Below are 1,796 nucleotides of genomic sequence, written 5' to 3' on the forward strand. Positions count from 1 at the left end.
GCCTATTGGTTGCATAACGGTATCGTCGCCATTTAATTATTTTAACTGCGGCCATCAATTTTATCGTCCCTATGAATATCAAGACACACAACTTTATATCCAAATAGATCCTCCGATTAGTAGTGCGAATTCACCTCAGTAGCAAATAAGTCGTTACAACCTTGTGGTTGTTGTTTTGGCCTAATGGTCAACTATTGACTATGCTTTTAGATAGCGTATTCCTATCTGAGGGCTGAATAATGTTCACTCATCACTCAAAAGCTGTACCGGTTAGTTCCCTTGCTAATGATGACCAATCAACACTTAAATGGACTCATCTAGTGCTTGCTGTTTTCCTTTTCAGTATGAGCGCTTGTCAATCAACTCAACCAAAAACCAACGCAATCAAGATTGCTAACCTATTTCATGATGAAATGTTCATACCTGTCGAGACTGTGGATATGGATGATATTTATCGTTTACCTGAAAAGTTTGTCGCACAATTTAGACGACAGTTTCAAGCCGACAGTAGTCTTCGTAGTCAAAATGTTATGGCCAATGAATGGTTGGCTCAATATATAGGCGCACAAGATGGTGGTTTTGAGTACCGTGATAATGTTACCCGCTCAGCCAGTGAAACCGTGTTGAATCGTCAAGGTAACTGCATGTCTTTGGTGGTGTTGGCGGCAGCGTTGGCAGATGCGTTAAATGTGCCTGTTGAGTTTAATGACATAGATGTTGAACCGGTTTGGGATAGGCGAGGTGGTTTTTACTTAGTTAATGGCCACGTTAATTTACGTTTACTACCTCCGAAAACTAATACCACTGTGTTATTTAGAGGTACAGATGTTCTGGTGGACTTTTTGCCTGAACGCTCTGTCCGTGCTTATCATAAAAAAACAGTTAATAAACGCCAGTTAACTGCGATGTTTTATAATAATATTGCTGCGGAAGCGTTAATTAAAACTGATTATGATGCGGCTTATGCACTCGTTAAAAAAAGCATTCAATTAGATCCTCAGTATGTGTCGGCAATCAATACTCTAGCGGTTATTTATCGACATAAGGGCTACGAAGATGAGGCTGAATATGCATATCGTTTAGCGCTACAAGTAGACTCTCAAGATTTGACCACATTGTACAATTTAGCGTTGATTTTAGGCGAACAAGGGCGTTTAGATGAGTGGGCACAAATACATAAGGTGCTTGAGCTCGCTAGAATAAATAATCCATTTTACTATTTTGACATGGCTCAACAAGCGTATTTTGATCAGCAATATCAAGATGCGCTCATATGGTATAAACGAGCCTTAGAGAAAGCGGATTATCGTCATGAGTTTTATTTTGGGTTATCTAGGGCTTACTGGGCAACAGGTGAAGAACGGCTCGCTGAGAAGAACCTAAAGCGAGCGTTAGCATTAAGTGATAGCAATAATAAACAACGCTACCAAACTAAGCTGCAAGCATTGAAACAGAACTAGGGATTATTGGTCCTTTGTAGTCAAAATTGGTTCGAGTTAACGGTTTCTAATTGCGGCGCAAGGTGCGTTGCTAAGATTTTTAAGCCAATCACTTTCAACAAAGAGTGGGAATGGTTTAGCCAAGCCCTTAGGCAGTGTTCTTGATACCGCGTTCTTGGTGCAGTGTTAATAACTGCTTTAGACTGCGTTATGACTTGTTCATATTGAATAATCACCTGTCAAAAGCTTTATTTTGTATAAAAAGGCTACTCATCGCTGCAACATTAATCTCGAAAAATCGACTGGCCCCGATTACCTTTGAGGCATTTGATGTTGTGGTTGATAATTATTTTGTTC

At 39.9% G+C, this 1,796-nt stretch carries 1 protein-coding gene; it reads left to right on the plus strand.

The features are described from left to right. Positions 1 to 239: 239 nt before the first annotated feature. Entirely contained in the window at positions 240 to 1,460 is a 1,221-nt protein-coding gene (locus H5202_RS21805) for a tetratricopeptide repeat protein (RefSeq protein WP_182773884.1), read from the plus strand. Positions 1,461 to 1,796: the final 336 nt, after the last annotated feature.

This window comes from Shewanella sp. SG41-4, from assembly GCF_014164505.1.
Lineage (GTDB): Bacteria > Pseudomonadota > Gammaproteobacteria > Enterobacterales > Shewanellaceae > Shewanella.